This is a genomic window from Microbulbifer harenosus, assembly GCF_005771435.1.
Taxonomy (GTDB): Bacteria; Pseudomonadota; Gammaproteobacteria; order Pseudomonadales; family Cellvibrionaceae; genus Microbulbifer; species Microbulbifer harenosus.
The window spans coordinates 203,401-223,967 of the sequence record NZ_VANI01000007.1 but is presented as its reverse complement, the minus strand read 5'-3'; the positions used below and the strand labels follow the sequence as shown (position 1 = coordinate 223,967).

General features: G+C 59.8%; 20 protein-coding genes. 12 read left to right on the top strand and 8 right to left on the bottom strand.

Going from position 1 to position 20,567, the window contains the following annotated elements; all coding sequences use genetic code 11:
* The first annotated feature begins 116 nt into the window (after nucleotides 1–116).
* The 5 genes from rpsF (at nucleotide 117) to dnaB (ending at nucleotide 3,800) form a co-directional block, all read left to right on the top strand.
* Complete coding sequence (gene rpsF / locus FDY93_RS07495; RefSeq protein WP_138235129.1) at nucleotides 117–569, top strand: 30S ribosomal protein S6; 453 nt, start codon at nucleotides 117–119, stop codon at nucleotides 567–569.
* A gap of 12 nt (nucleotides 570–581) precedes the next feature.
* Nucleotides 582–812 (top strand): 30S ribosomal protein S18, encoded by a 231-nt coding sequence (gene rpsR / locus FDY93_RS07490; RefSeq protein WP_138235128.1) that lies wholly within the window; start codon nucleotides 582–584, stop codon nucleotides 810–812.
* A 75-nt stretch (nucleotides 813–887) separates the two neighbouring features.
* Nucleotides 888–1,712: a hypothetical protein gene (locus tag FDY93_RS07485; protein ID WP_246068501.1), complete on the top strand. Its 825-nt coding sequence runs from the start codon at nucleotides 888–890 to the stop codon at nucleotides 1,710–1,712.
* Between the two features lie 34 nt (nucleotides 1,713–1,746).
* Nucleotides 1,747–2,193, top strand: a complete 447-nt coding sequence (gene rplI / locus FDY93_RS07480) for a 50S ribosomal protein L9 (protein ID WP_138235126.1) — start codon at nucleotides 1,747–1,749, stop codon at nucleotides 2,191–2,193.
* A gap of 164 nt (nucleotides 2,194–2,357) precedes the next feature.
* Complete coding sequence (gene dnaB / locus FDY93_RS07475) at nucleotides 2,358–3,800, top strand: replicative DNA helicase (protein ID WP_138235125.1); 1,443 nt, start codon at nucleotides 2,358–2,360, stop codon at nucleotides 3,798–3,800.
* A 201-nt stretch (nucleotides 3,801–4,001) separates the two neighbouring features.
* On the opposite strand, the gene FDY93_RS07470 is transcribed toward dnaB, so the two are convergent.
* Nucleotides 4,002–4,493 carry a L,D-transpeptidase family protein gene (locus FDY93_RS07470; protein ID WP_138235124.1) on the bottom strand — a complete coding sequence of 164 codons (492 nt, stop codon included), beginning with the start codon at nucleotides 4,491–4,493 and terminating at the stop codon, nucleotides 4,002–4,004.
* A 375-nt stretch (nucleotides 4,494–4,868) separates the two neighbouring features.
* Here FDY93_RS07470 and bioD point away from each other — a divergent pair, with 375 nt between their 5' ends.
* The 3 genes from bioD to FDY93_RS07455 all read left to right on the top strand — a co-directional run bounded on the left by bioD (nucleotide 4,869) and on the right by FDY93_RS07455 (nucleotide 7,892).
* Nucleotides 4,869–5,570: a dethiobiotin synthase gene (bioD, locus tag FDY93_RS07465; protein WP_138235123.1), complete on the top strand. Its 702-nt coding sequence runs from the start codon at nucleotides 4,869–4,871 to the stop codon at nucleotides 5,568–5,570.
* 166 nt (nucleotides 5,571–5,736) lie between these two features.
* Nucleotides 5,737–7,512 (top strand): acyl-CoA dehydrogenase C-terminal domain-containing protein, encoded by a 1,776-nt coding sequence (locus FDY93_RS07460; protein ID WP_138235122.1) that lies wholly within the window; start codon nucleotides 5,737–5,739, stop codon nucleotides 7,510–7,512.
* A 176-nt stretch (nucleotides 7,513–7,688) separates the two neighbouring features.
* The gene (locus tag FDY93_RS07455) at nucleotides 7,689–7,892 is read left to right on the top strand and encodes a DUF3094 family protein (RefSeq protein ID WP_138235121.1); all 204 of its coding nucleotides are present in this window, start codon (nucleotides 7,689–7,691) and stop codon (nucleotides 7,890–7,892) included.
* A gap of 32 nt (nucleotides 7,893–7,924) precedes the next feature.
* Here the strand turns inward: FDY93_RS07455 and FDY93_RS07450 are convergent, their stop codons facing one another.
* Entirely contained in the window at nucleotides 7,925–8,389 is a 465-nt protein-coding gene (locus FDY93_RS07450; RefSeq protein ID WP_138235120.1) for an EVE domain-containing protein, read from the bottom strand.
* Between the two features lie 148 nt (nucleotides 8,390–8,537).
* On the opposite strand from FDY93_RS07450, the gene FDY93_RS07445 reads away from it, so the two are divergent.
* From FDY93_RS07445 to FDY93_RS07435, 3 genes are all read left to right on the top strand, one after another.
* On the top strand, nucleotides 8,538–9,626 hold the full coding sequence (locus FDY93_RS07445; protein ID WP_138235119.1) for a sensor histidine kinase: 1,089 nt from the start codon (nucleotides 8,538–8,540) through the stop codon (nucleotides 9,624–9,626).
* A 67-nt stretch (nucleotides 9,627–9,693) separates the two neighbouring features.
* A complete protein-coding gene (locus FDY93_RS07440) occupies nucleotides 9,694–10,506 on the top strand; it encodes a LytR/AlgR family response regulator transcription factor (protein WP_138235118.1) in 813 nt (270 codons plus the stop codon).
* 66 nt (nucleotides 10,507–10,572) lie between these two features.
* On the top strand, nucleotides 10,573–11,163 hold the full coding sequence (locus FDY93_RS07435) for an HdeD family acid-resistance protein (RefSeq protein ID WP_138235117.1): 591 nt from the start codon (nucleotides 10,573–10,575) through the stop codon (nucleotides 11,161–11,163).
* Between the two features lie 69 nt (nucleotides 11,164–11,232).
* Here FDY93_RS07435 and FDY93_RS07430 read toward each other — a convergent pair whose 3' ends face one another.
* Together FDY93_RS07430 and FDY93_RS07425 are read right to left on the bottom strand one after the other, a co-directional pair.
* Nucleotides 11,233–14,016, bottom strand: a complete 2,784-nt coding sequence (locus tag FDY93_RS07430) for a M1 family metallopeptidase (protein WP_246068500.1) — start codon at nucleotides 14,014–14,016, stop codon at nucleotides 11,233–11,235.
* A 285-nt stretch (nucleotides 14,017–14,301) separates the two neighbouring features.
* Nucleotides 14,302–15,861, bottom strand: coding sequence for an alpha/beta fold hydrolase (locus tag FDY93_RS07425; RefSeq protein WP_138235116.1), 1,560 nt, complete (start codon nucleotides 15,859–15,861; stop codon nucleotides 14,302–14,304).
* Nucleotides 15,862–16,282: 421 nt separating this feature from the next.
* Here FDY93_RS07425 and FDY93_RS07420 point away from each other — a divergent pair, with 421 nt between their 5' ends.
* Entirely contained in the window at nucleotides 16,283–17,821 is a 1,539-nt protein-coding gene (locus FDY93_RS07420) for a hypothetical protein (protein WP_246068499.1), read from the top strand.
* Nucleotides 17,822–17,916: 95 nt separating this feature from the next.
* Here the strand turns inward: FDY93_RS07420 and gloA2 are convergent, their stop codons facing one another.
* The 4 genes from gloA2 to FDY93_RS07400 form a co-directional block, all read right to left on the bottom strand.
* Complete coding sequence (gloA2, locus tag FDY93_RS07415) at nucleotides 17,917–18,306, bottom strand: SMU1112c/YaeR family gloxylase I-like metalloprotein (protein WP_246068498.1); 390 nt, start codon at nucleotides 18,304–18,306, stop codon at nucleotides 17,917–17,919.
* A complete protein-coding gene (locus FDY93_RS07410) occupies nucleotides 18,303–18,911 on the bottom strand; it encodes a DJ-1/PfpI family protein (RefSeq protein WP_138235115.1) in 609 nt (202 codons plus the stop codon). The genes gloA2 and FDY93_RS07410 overlap by 4 nt, the downstream gene beginning before the upstream one ends.
* 63 nt (nucleotides 18,912–18,974) lie before the next feature.
* Entirely contained in the window at nucleotides 18,975–19,538 is a 564-nt protein-coding gene (locus tag FDY93_RS07405; RefSeq protein WP_138235114.1) for a sugar O-acetyltransferase, read from the bottom strand.
* A gap of 19 nt (nucleotides 19,539–19,557) precedes the next feature.
* On the bottom strand, nucleotides 19,558–20,532 hold the full coding sequence (locus tag FDY93_RS07400) for a hypothetical protein (protein WP_138235113.1): 975 nt from the start codon (nucleotides 20,530–20,532) through the stop codon (nucleotides 19,558–19,560).
* Nucleotides 20,533–20,567 lie beyond the last annotated feature (35 nt).

Here is a 20,567-nt window from a genome sequence, read left to right as displayed (position 1 = left end):
ACGCCGCCCGCAACAGGCCCATTGTGGCCCGATTGCGTACTCCTTGCCTCACCGGGCAGCCGCTACAACAAGGTCGCGGCAAGCCAGGAGGCTGTTTTAACCCGTAAGGAGCAAAAATGCGTCATTACGAAATTGTATTCCTGGTTCACCCGGACCAGAGCGAGCAGGTTGCCGGTATGGTTGAGCGTTACACCTCTACCATCAAGGAAAGCGGTGGCAACGTTCACCGTCTGGAAGACTGGGGCCGTCGCCGTCTGGCTTACCCGATCAACAAAATCCACAAGGCCCACTACATTCTGATGAATGTGGAGTGTACTGAAGAAGCGCTGGCGGAACTGACCACCAACTTCAAGTACAACGATGCGGTGCTGCGTAACCTGGTGATCCGTGAAGACGAAGCCATCACCGAAGAAAGCCCGATCCTGAAGGCAGAGAAAGAGTCTCGCGAGCGCAAGGCTGCTCGTGCCGAGCGTTCCGAGCGCCGTGAGCGCGCCGAGCGCGACGAAGACGATTCCTCCGACGGCGCTGATGATGATGCGTCCTCCGATGAATCCGAAGACGAAGAGTAAGGGGATAATCTGATGGCACGTTTTTTCCGTCGTCGTAAGTTCTGCCGTTTCACCGCTGAAGGCGTAAAGCGTATCGACTACAAAGATCTCGATACCCTGAAAGCCTACATCTCTGAGACCGGCAAAATCGTACCGAGCCGTATCACTGGCACCAAAGCCAAGTATCAGCGTCAGCTGGCCGCCGCGGTCAAGCGCGCGCGTTACATTGCGCTGCTGCCGTACACGGACAGCCACGAAGCCTGAGCCTAGGCTCCAGATGCTTCGTAAGCACTGTATTAACAGAGAAGCTATCTAGTGCGCGCCATCGCTGAATTTGCCATGCGATCGCGCGTGCGGGCGGTGATCCTCACCATGGTGGGAATCCCGCTGATCAGTCCCGCGGTGCTTGCACTGGTGGGATTGCGCCGAGGCAGTGGTGACGGCCTGTTTGTTCTGGCCTGGGCGCTGCTGCCGCTGGTTGCCGCCGCCGCTGCCGGCTACATGACACCGCTGATGGCGGGAATGGCCATCACCCACTTTGTGGGGGTGCTGGCCGGGGCGCTGGTACTGCGCGCCACCCGCTCCTGGAGCTGGGCGCTGGTGGCACTCACCGCCGCCTCGGCGCTCGGCATACTGGTGACCTCGCAGGTGGCCGGCGGTGTGGTGGAGAGCCTGTCACAGGCGATCACCGAGGCCGCGGGCGGGGCGCAGAGCCCCGAGGCACAGCAGCTCAGCCAGGCATTCGCCAGCGAGAGCCAGGCCACCGGATACCTGAGCTGGGTATCGGTGATCAGCGCCGCGCTGGCGCTGATTCTGGGGCGCTGGTGGCAGGCCACGCTGTACAACCCCGGCGGGTTGCGCGAGGAGTTGCATGCACTGCGCATGCCGATCCCCGTCGCTGGCGCTGGCATGTTGTTGTGGATCTACTGCCTCGTGAATGAACACCTGGTGTTCTGGGGTGCGGTTGCGGCCTTCCCCATGATGGTGGCGGGCATCTGCCTGATTCACTGGCTGGTGGCCCGCAAGGGCTGGGGGCGCGGACCGCTGATTGCCATGTACATCACCCTGGTGATCGCGGCGCTGCCGCTGGCCGGGTTCCTGTGCGGACTGGCACTGATCGATAGCTGGATTGATATTCGCGCACGCTCTGGCAACAACCGCTGAGCGGCGCACAAGAACTGAAACTGAGGGTTCCGAGATGGAAGTTATTCTGCTCGACAAAGTAGGCAAACTGGGCAAAGTGGGCGACCGCGTTGAAGTCAAAGCCGGTTTTGGCCGCAACTACCTGCTGCCTACCGGTAAAGCGGTATTGGCCAACGCAGCGAATATCGCTGAGTTCGAAGCCAAGCGCGCTGAGCTGGAAGCGGCTGCCGCAGCCAAACTTGGCTCCGCGGAAGAGCGCGCAGCCAAGCTGGCTGAACTGACTGTTACCATCGCCGCCAACGCTGGCGACGAAGGCAAACTGTTCGGCTCTATCGGCACGCGCGACATCGCTGAAGCGATCACCGCTGCCGGTGTTGAAGTCAACAAGGCCGAAGTGAAGCTGCCGGAAGGTGCATTGCGCGAAGTGGGCGAGTTCGACGTGGACGTGCAGCTGCACTCCGACGTGATCACCACCGTCAAGGTTGTTGTAGTCGCCGAATAAGCGATTGCCGCGATCCCGCGCACTTTGCCGCAAACGGAATTGCCCGTTTGCGGTTGAGCCGCGCTACAATCGGGCGCTGGATTCCCCCTGCCGGTTCTGACTGGTGGCGGCGAATGCGGCGCCCGATTTGTTTTTGTGCCCGATAAAAATTGCCCACGCAAAAGATGAACGAATACGCCCAGCCCGCAGAGGCAACCCAGGACTCCCAGGCCAGTTCCCCCCTGCCGCACTCGGTGGAGGCGGAGCAGTCTGTGCTCGGCGGCCTGATGCTGGATGCCAGCCGTCTGGACGCGGTGGCAGAACAGCTCAGCGAATCGGATTTCTTTGTCGCCAGTCATCGCACCATATTCACAGTGATGCTGGAACTCTCCGGCGGTGAGCAGCCGCTGGATATCGTCACTTTGGCCGAGGGCCTCGCCAGCCGCGACCTGCTGGCAAATGTGGGCGGCCCCGCCTATCTCGCGGAACTCGCGGAAAACACCCCATCTACCGCCAACATCGTTGCCTACGCCAAGATCGTGCGCGAGCGCTCGATGCTGCGCCAGCTGATCGCCGCCGCCGGCGAGATCAGTCGCACCAGTTTCAATCCCGGTGGCCTGAGCTCTATCGATCTGCTGCAGATGGCGGAGCGCCGGGTGACGGAGATCGCGGAGGGCCGCGCCAAAGAGGGCGGTTTTGTCGGGGTCGATGCGCTGCTGAAAAAGACCGTCGAGCGCATCGACGAGCTGTTCAAGTCCGAAGGGGATATCACCGGCCTCAGCACCGGACTCACGGAGCTGGATCAGCGCACCTCCGGCTGGCAGCCGGGAGAGCTGATCATCCTCGCTGCGCGTCCGTCCATGGGCAAGACCGCATTGGCGCTGAACTTCGTTGAGGCGGCGATGCTGAGTCAGGAGAAGCCGACGCTGGTGTTCAGTATGGAGATGCCGTCGGACAGTCTGGTGATGCGGATGCTGTCGTCCATCGGCAAGATCGACCAGGGCCGTATCCGCAACGGCAAGTTGCAGGAGGAGGACTGGCCGAAGCTGTCGAGTGCGGTGCAGAAGATGAAGGGCAAGGGTCTGTATATCGATGACACGCCGGGTCTGTCCCCCAGTGAGGTGCGGGCGCGGGTGAAGCGCACGGTGCGCGATCATACGAACAAATTGATGCAGGCGGATCCGCGGCTGCCGCGTGAGGATGCGGAGCGCCGGGCGATGCCGGCGATGATCATGGTGGATTACCTGCAGTTGATGCAGGTGAAGGGCAGTACTGAGGGGCGTACTCAGGAGATTTCGGAGATTTCGCGCTCGTTGAAGGGGTTGGCGAAGGAGTACGAGTGCCCGGTGATTGCGTTGTCGCAGTTGAACCGGGGGGTGGAACAGCGGCCGAATAAGCGGCCGATGAACTCGGATCTGCGGGAGTCGGGGGCGATTGAGCAGGATGCGGATGTGATCCTGTTTATCTACCGGGATGAGTATTACAACGAGGACAGCCCGGATAAGGGTATCGCCGAGCTGATTATCGGCAAGCAGCGGAATGGTGAGATTGGGACTTGCCGCGCGGCGTTCGTGGGCAAGTACACGCGGTTTGATGACTTGGCGCCGGAGTACTATCAGGGCGAGTAATTTTAGAGTTCAGTGGTTGCTGGTCCTTGAGAGCTCGTGGCGGCACTGCACCGGGTGGGGATTTTCAGGACCGCTGTGAATACATCCCTGTACGCTTCGTCGGCAACGTCCCTGTTGCCGACGATCCTGAAAATCCCCACCCGGCACATTGCCTTCAATTCGGGCCTCCGTGCTCCGTAAGCGACTTAGTTGGCCGCTTACTCAGGGAAAAATCTCAATCGGCGTGCCGGTATCCACCATCGCCCAGATCTCGTCCATTTCCGGATTGGTTACGGCAATACAGCCGTCGGTCCAGTTCATCTTGGTGAGGTATTTCTCGATATTTTTCCAGGTCGGCTTTTGCCCGTGAATCATGATGGAGCCGCCGGGGCTTCTGCCCATTTTGGCCGCGCGCGCGCGGTCGGCCGCATTCGGGTAGGAAACCTGGATGGCGCGGTAGAAGGTGCTGTTTTTCTTTTTCCAGTTGAGGGTGTAACGCCCCTCGGGGGTGCGCGAGTCGCCCTCGTACTGTTTGTGGCCAATGGGGTTTTTGCCAAACACCACTTTGTAACTTTTCACGACTTTACCGTTGCGCTTCAGTTGCATGAGGTGCTTGGACTTGTAGACCACAACTTCGTCTACAGGCTTTAACTTGGCAAACGCGAGGGTCGGTAACAGCAGCAGGGCAATCAGGCTAAGTTTCAGGTATCGCATGGCTCTCTTCGGTAGTTATGGCATTTGTTGTTACATTCCGGGGCGTAAAAATCAGCATCCTTGCTCTCGCACTTCCACATCCCTGGCTAAGCGGGGAGTTCCGGGCGAGTTGATTCGCCAGAGGAAAAGCAATGTGGTTGCGCGGTGCGACTTGGTGGCGCAAAAGCGTCTTGACAGCGCTGTCCCTGACTGCCAACCCAGGCCAGGGCCGGGGGTTTTATTAGGCAATTATCCTAACCCGGACCGATTTAAGGCGGGGTGGGTTGTATGAATATTGCTCCGAGTGGTCAATTTATCAGCAAGTAGTTGACGTTTAAAGGGGCGTCAAACAAAAAGATCAGAATCTGAAAGACCGAAGTGAATGAGGAAGATTCCGTGACCAGTACTTTTTTTGTGACCGGCACCAATACCGAGGTGGGCAAGACCTATGCGACGGCGGCGCTGCTTGTGGCAGCGGCGGAGCGAGGACTCACTACGGCGGCGATCAAGCCGGTGGCCTCCGGGTGTGAACAGACGCCGGAAGGGTTGCGCAACAGGGATGCGCTGACCCTGATGGAGGCGATGACCCAGGATCTCGAGTATCAGCAGGTCAATCCGGTGGCTCTGGAGCCGGCGATTGCACCGCATATCGCGGCGATGGAGGCGGGTAAGCGCCTGGATGCTTCACGCCTTGTGGGCATCTGCCGTGGGGTGATCAGTGGCAAACCGGATCTGGTGCTGATCGAGGGGGCGGGGGGCTGGCGGGTGCCGCTGACGCCGGGAACCTTTCTTTCCGACCTGCCCAGGGAGATGGAGCTGCCGGTGATTCTGGTGGTGGGCATGGAACTCGGCTGCATCAACCACGCGCTGCTCACCGCGGAGGCCGTTCGCCGCGACGGCCTGCGGCTGGCGGGCTGGATTGCGAACTTTGTGCGCGGGCCGCAAGCGAACATGCCCCGTGCGGACGCGAATCTGATGACGCTGAAAGCGCTGCTGCCCGCCCCCTGCCTCGGCGTGTTGCCGCACGATGCATCCGGCGACTACCGCCAGGGCGCCGCCCACCTCGATCTCGCCCCGCTGCTATCTTCTCCCAACTGATTGCCATTCTGTGACTGATCGTTGAGCCGGATACCCGTATCCGGTTTGACTTGGCTTGACTTGAGGGATGCTTGGGCCTAGATTTCAAACAATTGTTTGAAACAAACGACTGATTCATTCTGCTCCTCCCAGTTCCAGAGACCCAATTAACCGAAGAGGCGAGACCATGGCCGAGTACAAGGCACCACTGCGCGAGATGAATTTCCTGCTGCACGAAGTATTCGAGGCGGACAAGCTGTGGGCGCGGCTGCCGGCGCTGGCGGAAACCGCCGACCGCGACACCGCCGATGCGATCCTGGAAGAGATGGCCAAATTGGCCGCCAACACCCTGGACCCCATCAACCGCTCCGGTGACGAAGAGGGCTGCCAGTGGAACGACGGTGTGGTAACCACACCCAAGGGCTTCCCGGAAGCCTACGCCACCTACTGCGAGGGCGGCTGGGGCGCGCTGGTGGGCAACCCGGAATTCGGTGGCATGGGCATGCCGAAAACCCTCGGCGCCCAGGTGGAAGAGATGATTTGCGCCGCGAATATTTCCTTCGCGCTCTACCCGGTGCTGACCAACGGCGCCTGCCTGGCGATCGACGCCCACGGCAGCGAGGAGCTGAAGCAGAAATACCTGCCGAACATGTACGCCGGCACCTGGGCCGGTGCCATGGACCTGACCGAGCCCCACGCCGGCACCGACCTCGGCATCATCCGCACCAAGGCGGAGCCTTTGGACGACGGCAGCTACAGCATCACCGGTTCCAAGATCTTCATTACCGGCGGTGACCACGACCTGTCCGAGAACATTATCCACCTGGTACTGGCCAAGCTGCCGGACGCGCCGAAAGGCCCGAAGGGCATCTCCCTGTTCCTGGTGCCGAAAATCCTGGTGAACGAAGACGGCAGCCTGGGCGAGCGCAATGCGGTCAACTGCGGCTCCATCGAGCACAAAATGGGTATCAAGGCTTCCGCCACCTGCGCAATGAACTTCGACGGCGCCAAGGGCTGGCTGGTGGGCGAGCTGAACAAGGGCCTCGCCGCCATGTTTACCATGATGAATTACGAGCGTCTTGGGGTGGGTATCCAGGGCCTCGGTGCATCCGAGCGCTCCTATCAAAGCGCCCTCGAATACGCCCGCGACCGTGTACAGAGCCGTGCACCGACCGGCGCCAAACAGCCGGAGAAGGCGGCGGACCCGATCCTCGTGCACCCCGACGTGCGCCGCATGCTGCTGACCCAGAAAGCCTACATCGGCGGCGGCCGTGCACTTTCAACCTACGTGGCCAAGTGGCTGGATATTTCCAAGTACGGCGAGGGTGAAGAGAAGCAGCACGCGGAAGCGATGGTGGCGCTGCTCACCCCGGTGGCGAAGGCCTTCTTTACCGACAAGGGTCTCGAGTGCACCGTGCTCGGCCAGCAGGTGTTCGGCGGTCACGGTTATATCCGCGAGTGGGGCCAGGAGCAGCTGGTGCGCGATGTGCGCATCACCCAGATCTACGAGGGCACCAACGGCATCCAGGCCTTGGACCTGATCGGCCGCAAGACCGTCGCCAACGGCGGCGCTTTCTTCGACCTGTTCGCCGCCGACGTGCAGGCGTTCATCGACGCCAACAGTGACAAAGAGGCGCTGGCGGAATTCATCCAGCCGCTGGCTGCAGAGCTGCAGCGCCTGAAAGAGGTGACTGCCGCAGTGATCGAAGCGAGCAAAACCGACCCCAACGCACCGGGCGCGGCGTCGGTGGAATACCTGCACCTGTTCGGTTTCGTCGCCTACGCCTATATGTGGGCGCTGGTAGCAAGTGTGGCGGCCGGGAAGGACGAGGACTTCTACCGCGGCCAGGTGAAGACCGCGCGTTTCTATTTCGCCCGCCTGCTGCCGCAGACCCAGGCTCTGGCCGCCAGTGTATTGGCCGGCAGTGCCACCCTGATGGATATCGAAGACGAGCTGTTCTGATTCCCGGCCACGCGATTTGCCGTTATTAAGTAGAAAGCCCCGCCCGACGGGGCTTTTCTGTTTGAACAGGTGTCTGTTGAACGGATTCCAGCGGGTGCCCACCGCAAGGTACTGGTCTCCCGCGGCGCGCGCCCCTACACTCGGGCAATCACAGCAGACACTATTCCGGGGACGCAATGACAGAGAAAGAACCCGAAATCGCGCCGAAAAAATTGTCCGCAGAAGACCAGGCACGGGTCGACCGCTATCTGCACAGCGGCTATAACGACGTGGAGCGCAAACCCTTCCGCCCCATTCTGCTGCTGGTCATCATTGTCGGTGTGCTTACCCTGCTGTCGCTGCTCAGCCTGTTGATCGCACAGACCAAAGGTGTGGTTTGAGCGCGTAATAGCGCGCTGTTCAAGAGGAAAGGTCAGCCAGCGCCGCCAAGCTTCGACAAGAGCTTCCACTCCTTCTCAGTCACCGGCTGTATCGACAGCCGCCCCTGTTTCACCAGCACCATTTCGGCAAGCTGTGGATTCTGTTTAATCTCCGCCAGCGGCACAGGCCGTGGGAACTCGCTCTGCCACTGGATATCCACGCAGAACCAGCGGGGATTATCGCTGCTCGCCTTGGGGTCGAAGTATTTGCTCTCGGGGTTGAACTGCGCCGGGTCCGGATAGGCAGTGCGCGCAATGCGCGCGGTGCCCACCACCGCGGGTACCTTACAGGCGCTGTGGTAGAACAGCACTCCATCACCCTCGCGCACCTCGTCTCTCAGAAAGTTGCGCGCCTGGTAGTTGCGGATGCCGTCCCAGCGCCCGGTCTGACCGGGCTCTCGCTTCAGGTCAGAAAGGCTGTACTCGTCCGGTTCCGATTTGAATAGCCAGTAATTCATTGTGCGTGCCTCGCTTGCGGTCGCGTTCTGCGGCAGTCCGTCCGATTGCTGCGTTTGGTGGTATTTCGTCCACGCCCCGGGTCATTTAGGCTATTTTCCCAGATTGGCGCACTCTCTGCGCCTGTTTGGAGGTTTATGGGCATGGTTTATGGGTGTTAGCGTATTCAATTGGCTGTCGGCAAAGCTGGCTTCTGCGCGCTATCAGTACTGGGCGCTGCAGTGTACTGGCTGGGGTGGCTATACGCTGCTGACGTTTGTGGGCAGTTTTTTCTGGGTGAAGAATCACTGGCTGCACACTGGCTATATCGCCGTTGCTACCGCCTCAGGCGTGCTGCTGACGGAGCTGATGCGCCGCGGCTTCCAGCGCCTGTGGGACAAACCGCCGGCTACCCGTCTTATCGGCTCGCTGGGAGTGGTGGTACTTGCGGCGCTGCTGTGGGCCGCGATCAAATTCGGCGGTTCCCTGTGGTTGTATGGCAAGGAGAGCGAAGAGCACCCGGCAGTGGTGGCCATTTACTGGTTCTCCTATTCATTTCTCATCTACATGACCTGGACCGCACTCTACTACGGCATCAAGTACTACCAGGCCTCGCTGTTGCAGCAGGAGAAGGCGCTGAAGGCGGAGTCCATTGCGCACCAGTCGCAGCTCAAGATGCTGCGTTACCAGCTGAATCCCCATTTCCTGTTCAACACCCTGAACGCCATTTCTACCCTGATCCTGGATCAGGACGGCCGCACCGCCAACAGTATGGTCACCCGCCTGTCGCAGTTCCTGCGCCACTCGCTGGACAATGACCCGATGCAGCGGGTAACGCTGGCGAAAGAAGTCGAAGCGCTGATGCTGTATCTGGATATCGAAAAAGTGCGCTTCGCCGACCGGCTGCAGGTGAATGTGGATCTCGATAGCGAAGCGTCCAAGGCACTGGTACCCAGCCTGCTGCTGCAACCTCTGGTGGAAAATGCCATCAAATACGGCATCTCCCAGCGGGAGTGGGGCGGCGAGATCACCATCAAGGCGCGGGTATTCGCCGGTGAGCTGCTGCTGGAAGTGAGCGACAATGGCCCCGGTGTACCGGAAGCGGAACTGGCGCGGCTCGGCACCGGCAGCGGCGTGGGCATCCGCAATACCTGCGAGCGTTTGCGCGCGCTGTACGGGGTGGAGCAGAAAACCCGTTTTTGCAATCGCCCCGAGGGTGGTCTGGCGGTACATTTGCGTATTCCTTTTGAGCAGGAATAGAGCAAGTAAAGAATAAAGTTCAGTCCTGCATTGGTATGGACGTGACCGTTGAGTGGAGTGTGGACCCGTGAGTAGTGACGTTCTCAAAGTCATCATCGTCGACGACGAGCCGCTGGCCCGCCGCGGCCTGCGCCTGCGGCTGGAGAATCTCGGTGGCGTGGAAGTGGTTGGCGAATGCGGCAACGGTCGCGAAGCGCGGGAGCAGATCCAGACGCTGCGGCCGGATGTGGCCTTCCTGGATATCCAGATGCCCGGTGTGACCGGCCTTGAGCTGGTGCAGCTCCTGCCGAAAGAGGATATGCCGCAGATAGTGTTCGTGACCGCTTACGACCAGTACGCGGTGGAGGCCTTTGAGGTCAACGCCGTCGACTATGTGCTGAAGCCCATCGAAGAGGAGCGCCTGGCGCTCGCCCTGCAGCGGGTGCGCGAAAAGCTCGGCAGCGAACACTTGGCGGCCCAGCGCGAAAAGTTGCTGGAAGCGGTGGCCGACCTCACGCAGGAAACTCCCGAGGCTCTGGAGCAGAAGCTGGCCGCCGGGGATTTCGGCAGCAGCCGCTATCCGGAAAAGATCGCCATCAAGGATTCCGGCAAGATCACCCTGGTACCGGCGCGCGACATCGACTGGATCGACGCCGCTGGCGACTATATGTGTGTGCATGCGAATGGCGAGACCCACGTGATGCGCATCACCATGAAGGAATTGGAGCAGCAACTGGACCCGAAAGTGTTCCAGCGCATTCACCGCTCAACCATTGTCAATTTAAAGCGCGTGCGGGAAATCTGCGCCCATATCAATGGTGAATATCACCTGGTGCTGAACAATGGTGAGCGGCTGAAAATGAGCCGCAGCTACAAGAACAAGGTACAACATTTCATCTGATTCGCTATTTGCGCAACATCACCCTATAACTTCCGGCGTAATGGTCTTTATGCATCGGGAGTCATCATGACTGGGAATTCAGTTTCGCTTGCACAACGTCCTCTGCTGCGCGCACTGACTGACAACTGGTGGGTGGCGCTGTTGCGTGGCTTGTTTGCCATACTGTTCGGCGTGCTCACCTTTGTGTGGCCGGGGATCACTCTGTTGAGCCTGGTGATCCTGTTCGGGGTCTACTCGCTGATGGATGGCATTGTTGCCATTTACGGTGCCATTAAAGGCCGCGGCGAGGTGAGCCGCTCATCGCTTTGGTGGCTGTTGTTTGTGGGTATCACCGGCATCGCTGCGGGGATCGTGACCTTCTTTTATCCACAGGTTACCGCGCTGGTGCTGGTGATCTTTATCGGTGCCTGGGCACTGGTGCGGGGCATTTTCGAAATCATCGGCGCTATCCGTCTGCGCAAAGAAATCGACCACGAGTGGTTGCTGATTTTTGCCGGCTTGCTGTCGGTGATTTTCGGCCTGGTGCTGTTGCTCAAACCTGGAGCGGGGGCACTGGCGCTACTGTGGCTGATCGGTAGTTACGCCATCCTCTTCGGCCTGATACTGGTGTGGCTGGCCTTCCGGCTGCGTAAACTGGGTAAAGCTTCGCTCACGTAAACACGCGCATCTGTAGACAAAAACGGCAGCCACTTGGCTGCCGTTTTTGTCTGTGAACACGAAATGTGTTTACTTCAGTTCCGCCGCCAGCGCCTGACCTTTTTCCTTCAGTGCCATACACAGGTTGATGCCTTCCTCCGTCTGCGCCAGGGCGCGCTCGTAGCCGGGCACCAGTTTCTGTTGCTGGGTGAACAGCAGCTGCACCTGCTGCAGCGAGTTCTGGTCGCAGAAGTGGGCGGCGAAGCGCGGGGTGTCGCGGCGCCACTGCTCGGGGATTTTGTTCACTACGCGGCTGAAGTTGTCCTGCAGCCACTGCCAGTTGCGATCCTGCAGCGCCGGTTCTGCCAAGGCGTTCTGGATCAGGCCGAATGCCTCGCGGCTGCCGAGTTTGTCGCTCAACGCCAGGCTGTGGATGGTATCCAGCTGTGCGGGATCGGTGATGCGGCCGATGGCGTTGGCGCTGGCGCTTTCAAACCGCGGGTCATCAAGCTCGCCACGCACCTTGATCAGGTGATTGAGAAATTCCTTGCCGGAATCCTGCACCGCAACGGTGAGCGCGGCTTCGTACAGGTCGGAGTCGAGTGCGTCGGCATTTCTTGGCTGGCGGAAGCCTGTGAACTGCTCGGCCTTATTCCGCAGGGTTTTGCGCGCTTCCTGGTTCTTGCCCTCCAGTGCCAGGAAACCGATCAGGCGGCTGTATAGCAGCTGGCTGTCGGCGTCACTCTGTTGCTGCAGTGCGTCGAGCCTGCCGCTATAGAGTTTGCTCAGGAACGCCCGCCAGTATTCCGCCTGTTTGGGGTCTACATAGTGCGCGGTGTATTTCGACAGGTTACTGAGTGGAGCCTCCACCACCTGGCGCTTGTCGGCACTGGCGGCGAGGCGGATCACTTCGGTCAGTACCGCCGGTTTCAGGTTGCCCGCTTCAAATGCGGCGAAGGCGCTGTCGATCAGGCTTAAGCGCTCGGTGGGGCTGAGATTGTCGAACTGCGCGAGCAGTGACTGCCAGTGTTTCTCTTCCAGGTTAAAGCGGTAGTAACCGCTGCCGTCCACATTGGGCATTACCCATTTCGGGCACTCGCCGCCAGAGACGTCCACGGTTTGCTCGCTTTCGGTGAGGAACTCGCACTGGCTGACGCCGTTGCTGGCGCGCATGCAGAAGGGAATGCTCCACCGCTGACCGACTTCCTGGATCGGCGAGCCGAGCGGCTTGTAACGTTTCTGTTTGACGCGAATCTTGGCGTCGCCCTGGGTGCTGCAGTCGAAGGTCAGGTCCAGTTGCGGTACGCCTTTCTGTTCCACGAAGGTGCGGAAGGTGTCGGTGAGCTGTGGGCTGTTGGTTTCCTCGCCGATGACCTTGTAGAAGTCCGGCGAATCCGCCACGCCGTCGGCGAAGGTCTCGATATAGCGGCCGAGTGCCGGGCGGAAGGTGTCTGCGCCGAAGTATTCGTCCACCATGTGGATGACGCCAAGGCTCTTGGAGTAGGTGATGGCGTCGTAGGCGTTGCGAATATCGTTGTTGTCGGTAATCGGTTCGCGAATGGCACGGGTGCTGGCGAGGGAGTCCAGCTTCATCGCGCGTATGGCGCTCACCGCGGCGTTCAGGTCGTGACCGCCGTCCGGTTCCATGATGGTGAGTGCCAGCGGTGTGCCCCAGGTGGCGAAGCCTTCCTTCAGCCACAGGTCGTCCCACCAGGGCGGGGTGACCAGGTTGCCGAACCACATGTGGGCGATTTCGTGGGCGTGCACGCCGAGCAGCGCGAGGCGCAGTCCCGGTGCCGGTTCGTCACCCTCTACCAGAATGCGCTCTTCGCGGTAGGTGATAGCGGCGGAGAGTTCGGTGGCGCCGCTCGGCCACTGCGGTGCGGCGACGATGTCGAGTTTTTTGAACGGATACGGGCGCTGCAGCTGCTCTTCGAAAATGCGCAGCATCTGAGGGGTGACGTCGAGGATGTATTTGAGGTCGTCGCCGCGACCCTTGCGCGCGAAACCGCGCAGCGGCAGTGCCTGTTTGCGGTATTTGTTCGCCGGGATCGCCGGGCGCTCGACCACGTCGAACGGGCCTACCGCGAGCGAGAGCAGGTAGGTGGACATGGGGCGGGTTTGGGCGAAGGTGACTTTTTCCAGCCCACCCTCGACATCGATGCGGCCAATTTCCGGGGCGTTGCCGATGGCCACATAGCCTTTGGGAATGGTGAGGCTGATGTCGTAGGTGGCTTTGAGGCCGGGCTCGTCGAAGCCGGGCAGGAAGCGGCGCGCCTGGATGGATTCGGATTTGGCCAGTGCGTAGGCGTCGCCCTGTTCTTCCACCTTGAACAGGCCGGCGAGGTTTTTGTCGAACGGTGCGTTGTACTGGATGCGCAGGGTGAGTTCGCCTGCGGGTACGCCGCCGGCGAAGTCGACGCGCACGACGCCGCTGTCGAGCATCTGGCGGTAGTGGGCAGCGACGATCTTGTCTTCGGCTTTTTGCTTGTCGGTATCGCCGGGGAGCAGGGCTTCGATGTGGGTGACGTCGATGTTCTTGCCGTGCATCCAGATGTGGTCGGTGGGGTTGTCGATGTCTATGTCGATTTCCACCTGGCCGTGGAAGCGATCCTGGCGCGGGTCGAGGGTGAGGTCGAGGCGGTAGGCTTTGGGCCGTACGCCGTCGGGGAGTTTGCCGGCGGGGGGCTGTTCTTCACCTTTGGCGGCGGGCTCCAGGTTGGCTTTGGTGGAGTCTTGCGGGGCACTGTCGCTGGGTTTGTCCGCGGTGGTTTGTTCTTGGGTGTTTTTGTTGGCGGTGTCGCAGCCGCCGAGGAGCAGGAGGCCGGCCAGCAGGCTGGGCAGGGCCAAGCCGGGCAAAGTTGTGTGTCGCATGTGTGTTCTTTGGGTTGGTTTTCTGGGGAGTCGGAAATTTTCCCTATTGTAGCGGGTTGGGTGGGTTGATCTGGAGGCGCGACGGGATGGGTGGGCTCTGGACTGCGGCAGGTTGAACTGCGTGCCACCGGATGGTCCGGTGGCGGCGAAGGGCTGGGGGCGAGTTTTCAGGACCGCTGTGAATACATCCCTGTACGCTGCGTCGGCAACATCCCTGTTGCCGACGGTCCTGAAAACTCGCCCCCAGCCCTTCACCTTCGCATCAAGTGATTCACTTCGTAGCGGTCACAAATGCGGAATCGTCAGCACCGACTGTCGGTTGCTGCGGTACGGCACTTCGATTTCATAGTGTGTGTCTGCGGGCTTCTGGTAAATCGCCCCCTCGGTGTCGATGGCAAGGGTCACTACGTGTCCCGGCGGTACGTCGTAGGAGGTGGTGAAGAGTTCCAGGGAGATCTTCTGGGCCTGGCCGACCTGGGCGTTGTGCAGGGTGATCGGGGCGTGGGTGATGAGGCGGCCGAAGCCCAGGGGATCGGTGTCGTAGAGGTGGACGTGTAGTTGCACTTCGGGCTTGCTGGGTTTTATCCACAGTTCCAGGGTGGGGGTGCCGCGGATTTTGAAGGTGCTCCAGTGCACCGGGGAGTTGTATTCGATGGCGTGGTAGCCGTTGATGCCTTTCATGTCGGTGTACACGGGGATGCCGAAGCCTTCGAGGGCGTCGGAGATGAGGGGGATGCCGGTGCCGGCCAGGGTGTCGGCGCCGCCGTGGAAGTCGTTGCTCCAGTTCCAGCCGCTGTAGGGAGTGGTTTTCATGCGGGCGTTGTTGAAGTAGCTGAGCCTGGGGTGCAGGTGGTAGCGGGTGGTTTTGTCGGTTACCGGGAAGTCGGCGAACTGTTCGATTTCATTGCGGATGCGCACGGTCATGTCGACCCTGGGTTCGGTGTCGATGCCGTTGGCGTTGCCTTTGAGGTAGTGGTCGAACCAGCGGAAGCTGGTGGCCCAGATGTGGCCGTCGTTGCCGCCGAGGGTTTCGCCGATGGCGTGGGTGCCGGGGTTGAGCAGGAGTTTTTTGGGGCTGTCCAGCAGGCTGTAGAGCTGGGTCATGCTGTTGGGTTTGAACAGGTAGTCGGCGAAGTTGTTGGACATGAGTACGGCGGTGCCGTTGGCATTCAGCTGGTCGACGTAGGTGAGTGCCGAGCGCGGGCCGGCGAAGGTGTACACGCTGTCGATGTCGCTGCCGTTTCTGAGGTTGCTCCAGATCATGTCCACTGCGGGGTCGAGGTTGAAGGCGGTGAGGGTGAGCAGGGTGCCCCACACCAGGTTGACGGTTTCGTTGGGATAGAGCCCCTCGACGATGTCAGACCAGCCGGAGAGCGCGGCGACGGCGTCGATGCGCGGGTCCTGGGCGGCGAGGACCAGGGAGGTACCGGCGCCGTAGGAGATGCCGGCGGCGCCGAGCTTGCCCACAGGATAGTTGGCTTCGAGCCAGTCGATCAGCGTCTTGCCGTCGGCGATGGTGGCGGGGCCGGTGACATCCACGGTGCCGCCGGAGGTGCCGAAACCTCGGGTGGAGTAGCTCATTACCAGGTAACCGTTTTGCGCCAGCTCCTTCGCCTGCAACAGGTACTGGTGTTTATCCAGCGCCCAGCTGTTGGTGAACAGTACCGTCGGGTAGCCGCCGGCGGGGGCTGGGGTATCCGGGATAAAGAGGTTGGCGTCGATCTCGGTGCCGTCGAAGCTGGTGATATCCAGGTCGGCGATAAACGTCGGCGCAGCCTCTGAGGCGGGGGTAAATGCGGCGCACAGGGCTGCGGCCAGTACTGCCGGCAGGGCTAGTGTCTTCATGGTTTTCTCTCTGTATTTATTTCTTTTATTACATCGTCATCGCGTCGGCCGAGGCTTTGGGCTGGCCGTAACATCGAGTCTATGAAGATCGCGCGAAGGGAAAAGCCGTGACTTTTCGTGACTGTGAGGCAGTTATCGGTCAGTGGCGTGTGGCTATACGTAGAACTTTTCGGTCAGCTTGTGACTGAGTATGCCCAGCCAGGTCGTGACCGGCTTATGCCCAGGATGAATTACAGGTTCTCGTTTAAGATTGTTCTTTTTTTAACCAGTGAAAACGGTTATTGTGGCTTTTCGCGCAACACTGCTCATAAAACAGTCAGTTGCACCATTGGCGAAAAATCCGGGTGATCAGAATATGTTTTCACGAATGCTCGCATATGTAGTCGTTCTTTCCGGTTCATGGCTGTTTACGAGTAATGCCATGGCGGACAGTCTGGCGCAAGACACCTGGTACGAAATTGACAGCGCTAACTTTCACATCGTCACCAACGGCGATCCCGGCTCTGTGCGCCGCCTGGCGGAAGATCTGGAGCGCTACCGCGCGGTGGCACTGGGCCTGCTCGGCGCCAGCGATAACAGTGCCAAGCTGACCATCTACGCCGCCGCCGACCGCGAGAGCTACGCGGGTCTGGTCGGGGAGGATTTGTCGGAACTCACCAACGGCCTGTTCGACACCACCGCCGAGGGCAGTTATGCGCTGGTCAATCTCGATGGCCGCACCGGCGAGCGTCAGCTGGAGGCGCGGGAATTCCTGTTCCACGAATACACCCACTTTCTCAGTTACAACGGCACCACCACGCACTATCCCTACTGGTACAGTGAGGGTTTCGCCGAGTTTATGTCCACCATGACCTTCGGTCCCGGCAGCACCTACGAGATCGGTGCGATTCCCGGCGAGCGCGCCATGACCCTGCTGTACACCAGCCCCATGCCGCTGCAGGAACTGCTGCGCGCCACGGTGTACAACACGCCGGATGAAGAGAAGGGGCGGGTCTATGCCAGCGGCTGGATGCTGGCGCACTGGATCATCATGGAGAGCGGCAAGACCGAAGAATTCAAGCAGTTCGTCAAGGATTACAACAACGGCGCCGACCCGGTAAAGGCGCTCACCAAGAATCTCGGCATGACCATCGCCCAGATCGAGCAGGCCTACAACGGCCAGTTCCAGAGTGGACGCTTTGATCTCGCCCGCGGCAAAGTGCCGGCGAGCTTCAAGTCCGTGCGCCCAAAACTGAAAGTCATGAGCCCGAAAGATACCGTGGTTGAACTGGCGCGCTTCCTGGTGAAGTCCGGTTACAACGCGGAGGGGCTCGAGCAACTGGTGAAATACGCGGAAAGCGAAAACATGTACTCAGCGGAACTGACCGCCGTGCGCGCGGATGCCGCTACCCGCCGCGGTGACTTCGATCAGGCCGCCCACCTGCTGGCACAGGTAGCGCCGTCGGACCGCAACACCTTCTGGTACCAGAAAGCGCAGGCCTGGTTGTGGCTCAACCGCGAAATCGGTGCGCTGGGGGGCGACCGCAACAAAGCTGCGCTGAAAAAAGCCCGCGACAAGTTCGTGCAACTGGTCAACAACCAGTCCGACCAGGCGATGAACTGGTATGGTCTCGCCATCACCATGGAAATGCTGGGTTACCCGAAAAAGCAGTACGTGGATATGCTCGAGCAGGCCTATCTGCGCGCGCCGCGCGAGCTGCACATCGCCCAGTGGATGGCCAAGGAGCTGTATGACCGCAAAGATGCGGCCTACTTTGCCCAGGTGGCGCAGCCATTGATGCTGGAACTTACCAGCGAGGTCGAGTACAACCAGATGAAGAATATGCTCGCGGAACTGAAGCCTGAGGCGACCGGCCAGGCTCTCGAAAGTGCGAAAAGCCAGAGCCGCGCACTGGTGAAAGACAAGTCGAAAGACAGCAAGAATGCGATCGGAGGCAACGCCGCCAAGGCGACGCCATAAGGGACTGCGTTTTTCTCCATCGAGCTGGCGGAACACCTGAGGGGAGCTTTGCTCCCCTTTTTTTATTGGCCACGGTTATCGGGCACGCGTCGGAATCAGGACTCGTACAATTCCAACGGCAGCCCGTCCGGGTCACTGAAAAACGTGAACCGCTTGCCGGTGTATTCGTCCACCCGCACCGGCTCTACCTCTACACCCTGCGCTTCCAGAACCGCCTTCACCTCTTCCACGCAATCCACCGCAAACGCCAGGTGGCGCAAGCCCTGCGCCTCGGGGTAGCTGGGACGCGCGGGCGCACCGGGAAAGGAAAACAGTTCCAGCTGACCGCCGTTTGGCAGCTGGAGATCCAGCTTCCAGGAATCGCGGTTGGCGCGGTAATTTTCTGCAATGATCTCGAGCCCGAGAACCTCGGTATAAAAAGTTTTTGACCGCGGATAATCGGAACAGATGATCGCCGCGTGGTGGATCGACTTCAGAATGCTCATTGATTCAGAGCGCTGATAGATGCCGCGTTGGTGTGCCAGTCATATTCCATCTGGCGCGCGGTTTTCACGGCGAGCGCGGGTGAGGTGAGCCGGGAAACCAGGTGCAGACTCATGTCGATCCCCGCCGATATGCCACCGGAAGTTACATATTTTCCCTGATCCACCCAGCGTTGATTGCCGATCACATTGACGTCGGGAAAACTGTCGGCCAGAGCCTGTTGATCCTCCCAGTGGGTGGTCGCGTCGAGACCTGTAAGTACGCCTGCCCGTGCCAGAAGGAACGCCCCGGTACACACCGACGCAACCAGATCCGTGCGCGCTGCTGTGCGGGAGACCCAGTCAACAACCTCAGGCTTTTCCAGCTCCGCGGTGTGCACTCCGCCCGCGACGATCAACACATCCAGTGCGGGGTGGTCTTCGATGCTGTAGTGGGGCACCACGAGATACCCCGCCCTTGCGGAAACAGGGCGCAGTTCCTGCGCGATCAGAAATACGTTGAAATATCCGGGCGGGGCGCTCAGGCGACTGGCCGTGGAAAATACTTCGAAGGGGCCGGAAAAATCCAGCACTTCCGTGTCGTCATAAATATAGATACCGATATTCAACGGTCGGACTCCACTATTCAAAAATTTACGTTGCTTTGCCTCGTGGCAAAGGATCGAACTGCGTCAGGATTCTGAATTGATCGTGCGGATTACCCTGGCTGGGTTGCCCGCCAGCACCACGTTGTCCCCAAAGCTCTTGGTCACCACCGCGCCGGAGGCGACCACCACATTGTTGCCAAGGGAGACGCCCGGATTGATCACCGCCATACCGCCGATCCAGCAGTCGTTGCCGATGGCGATGGGCTTGGCGTACTCGCGTCCGCTGCGACGCTCCACCGGATTTAGCGGGTGGGTTGCGGTATAGATGCCCACCTGTGGCGCCAGCATGCAATTGTTCCCGAAACGCACCTCCGCCACATCGAGAATCACGCAGCCAAAGTTGGCAAAAAAATTTTCGCCTACGTGGATGTTCTCGCCGTAGTCGCAGTGAAATGGCGATTCAATCTGAATCTGCTCGCCGGTACTGCCGAACAACTGTTTGATTAAGCGGTCGCGCCGGAGCTTGTCCTGCTGGCTGACGCTGTTCAGTTCCTCGAACAGCATTCGTGCACGCAGGCGCATCTCCGCGAGTTCGGAGTCTGCCGGATTGTACAGCTCGCCGGCGAGCATTTTGGCTTTTTCATTCATACAGAGTGGTAGCTCCTGTTCAGGCTATTTCGAGCCCAGACTCGGCGCGGCACATTTGGTCGTGGAGCGCTTGCAGCTGACGGGTTTTTACTACAGATTTTCCGCTGCCTAGTTCTTTGACAAACCGACAGGCGGCAAAATGCGCAGCACGGCGATCATATTTTTTTACCCAGTCGATGCGCGCCGGCATGCGTTCATTGCGAATGGGCCACACGCCCGGTCTCGGAACAATCCGGTCAATGCCGATACGCCAGGGTTTGGGGCTTACGCGTGCGCGAAAGCAGTGTTGGTTACGGCACATGCGTATGTATATTGGATCTGATTTTAACGCCTGAAGAATCTGGTTTGTCGCTTCACTGCCCGGTTCGTAAATTTGGTGCATCGCCATAACGCGAAAACCCATCGGGGTCCGATAGAGGCGTAAATGAACTTCCGGATGCATTTCCACGTAGCTCTCGACAATCTTTAGCGCTTTATCTTCCGGTTCACCTTTCAACCGGGTGTGCATCTTGTTGGCTAGGCGGATAAGGATGGGTGCAACAAACAGGCTGAGTACCACAAGTCCGATAAATACCGCATAGGATTCATAGCCGTAGGCGACTCCGGCAGAGATCAGTATCAAGAACAGGTAGATAGCAGTTGACAGGCCCTCTGCCGGGGCTTGATCAAAATCGATATCGGCAAACAATACATCTGGAGTATTGAGGCAGAGCGCACCATAACTGTTGCGGGTAATCACCACGTCGTCTTGCCTGCCGACAACCTCTTCCCGAATCGGCAGCCCTTCTGCACCGTTGTAGGGAATTTTGTGATCTACCTTGCGTACTTTTTCGCCGCGCACCGCGCGGGTCATGGCTTCATGGGCGCGCTTCGAAGCATGGGCGTGCGCGGCGGCCTCGCTCTCATCTGACCAGCCAAATCTTTTTATGGTTACTTGCGCGCCATCAATGCGCTGCTTGAGTTTTGCTTCCGACCAGTATTCCGGAACGATCATTTTTTTCCTTTGCTTCCATCATTGAAAACACAGTG